Genomic DNA, 2702 nt, shown 5'->3' with positions numbered 1-2702 from the left:
TTTAACATAATATACATTATACGAACTTATAGATCGCCAAGAAATTGACCAGAACTCACCCGAAAATCAGTTTGGACATGTATTCCTATAATGTGGTGTTATGACAAAAATGGAGGTTTTTCTAAGATGGTCCAGAATTTAAAATCTGAGGATTTTTACCATACAATCCCCACAAGATTTTAAATTCTGAATAATCAATAAATTCGTTAATCAATATACACAGCTTTTCTTACTTGTTTATTTTGGAATGTTTCGAAGAATGATTTTTTGAAGTTTAGTACTAAGACTGTCGTTTAGAAGTATCTAACCAACATCCGCCAATGCATTGCCATTTACATGTTCAATCAAACTAATCACTTTGGTTGCTGCGGCATCGTCAAACACACCCAATAAGCCTTGATCATGAATATGGGTAAATGGCGGTTCAAACAACATGGTTTTATCAATCACACCATTTTTAGTCAGGTAACTGATGATGTTGTTAATAAAGGTCATTTGGTCGGCTTTCAGATTACCGGCCTGAATAAACTCGGCAAAATGCGCCTGTGCAGCAGCGACATCCAGACCGACAATATTTCGAATAAACACGCCTAACGGTTTATCACCATAGTTATCAATATAATCCTGTTTGGTACCAACGGTTTTGCCATCAAACAGGATGCTTTCCAGTAGGTTGATTTCGGTTTCGGTAATAGCTTTATTGCTTTTCAGCTTTTGAATCACCAGATGATCACTGTGACTTCGTACATAGGACTCTACTCTGTCTTTATAGCTTTGCAGCGTGATATAAGTGCCGATTGGCTCATGGATGCTGACACCATCATGATCCAACGTATCTTCAAAAGAGGTTTCTACTACAGGTTGCTGATCTTTATCGAGATATTTCATCAAATCCCGTAAGGCAATACGCACATCCTCCAGACGATTCACATTGATGGATTGCCAGAACGGTTCGGTTTGTAATTCATTTAACAGTGTTTTTTGCAGGGCCACCGCGGGAATATTTTGCTTTTTTAACAAGGCATTAGCGGTACTGCTCAGTTTGTTAATAAACTGGCTTAAGCTATGCGAGCCGGTTAATAAAGCAATCTGAAAGTTCAGCACCAGGATATCGAAACGTCTGGCAAACTCATCATCATTTTTATCAGCCAGTACCAGATTGGCCAGTTCGGTGTTGATATCAAGCAAATCGCTTTTGGATAGATTCTGCCAGCGCTGCTGATCACTAAACTCAACCACATATCTGAGCTTGGCTTTGACCACAAAACGGTTTCTATCCAGCCCGGAAATCGCCTGATACAGTTCATTGATATAACTTTCGGCTAATGCCCCCTGCTCTTCAGTTCGCTCAGTGTTATCACGAATCAGCATGGCGACTTCCAGCTTTGCTTCAAACACTTGCTGAATCAGGCTTTTAACCAGTCTTCCCTGCACGCCATCCGGGTTGGCATCAAAAAACTCAAAGTTCTGACAATAATCAAAAATCACAAAATGCGTTTTATCCTGGCCCGGTCCAAACAAATCAGCACATAAACGGGTACCACGACCAATCATCTGCCAGAATTTAGTCGGTGATTTCACCGGTTTGAAAAACACCAGATTCACCACACGCGGCGCATCAACACCGGTATCCATCATATCGACGGACACGGCGATTTGTGGATCGTGTTCTTCATAAGGATCGACAAACGTTTCCAGCAGATCCTGGGCTTTCGATTCGTAGTTATCGATCACCCGTAAAAACTTGCCAGCGTACTCGGGATAATTTTTATTAAAGCGTTCTTCTATAAACAACGCATGGGCATGGCTTTTGGCAAAAATAATGGTTTTACCGAGTTTGTCACCGCCCTGCACTTTAATGCCGTAAGTCATTAAATAATCAAGCACTTTATCTACGGTGTCGGTATTGAATAACCATTTATTCAGCGCCGCACTTTCAATCTCATCCGGTGCTTCACCCTGGGTGGGATCACCAAACTTTTCCTCATACTGGGCTTTTTCATGCTCAGATAATTGATTGTAATGCACCCCTTCACGCATAAATTTCAGCGGTACCGATATCGCTTTGGGTGGCACCAAAAAGCCTTGTTCGACGGCTTTATCCAGTTCATAGGCAAAGGTCGGGTTGTTATCTTCAATGCCGAATAAACCATAGGTGTTGTGATCCACTTCGGCTTTGGGTGTGGCGGTCAGCCCAATCAGCAATGCATCAAAATAATCAAAAATGGCTTTATATTTTTGATACACCGAACGATGCGCTTCATCAATGATAATCAGATCAAAATGCCCAATACCGTAAAAACGGGTATCGGTGTTTCGCATGCCATCAATGCGGTTCATGATGGTCGGGTACGTTGAAAACACTAAACGGGTGCCGTTATCTTCTTTTTCTTTGGTTAAATCAATTGCCGATAAATGTGGCAGCAGCTCACTAAAGTTGTTTTTTGCCTGAGATACCAAGGCATTTCTATCGGCGAGAAACAACACACGCTTGGCCCAGTTACATTTGGTAAGCATATCGACAATCGCAGCGGCCGTGCGGGTTTTACCACTGCCCGTTGCCATCACTAATAAACTTTGCCGTGCCCTGCCCCGTAATTCGCCCTGACTGTTTTGGGTAACGGTATTTTCAGCCACCCGGGCCACGGCTTCTAATTGGTAGGCTCGTCCGGCAATGGCTTCGTTCACTTTAAAATCACGAC

General features: G+C 42.4%; 1 protein-coding gene. It reads right to left on the bottom strand.

The window, feature by feature from the left end:
* Positions 1-303 precede the first annotated feature (303 nt).
* The coding region (locus B3O33_RS13080; protein WP_292363792.1) for a DEAD/DEAH box helicase family protein at positions 304-2702 on the bottom strand (2399 nt) is incomplete at its 5' end.

It is taken from the genome of Methylophaga sp. UBA1464 (assembly GCF_002325665.1).
GTDB lineage: Bacteria > Pseudomonadota > Gammaproteobacteria > Nitrosococcales > Methylophagaceae > Methylophaga.
This window is presented reverse-complemented; position numbering and strand designations above follow the sequence as displayed.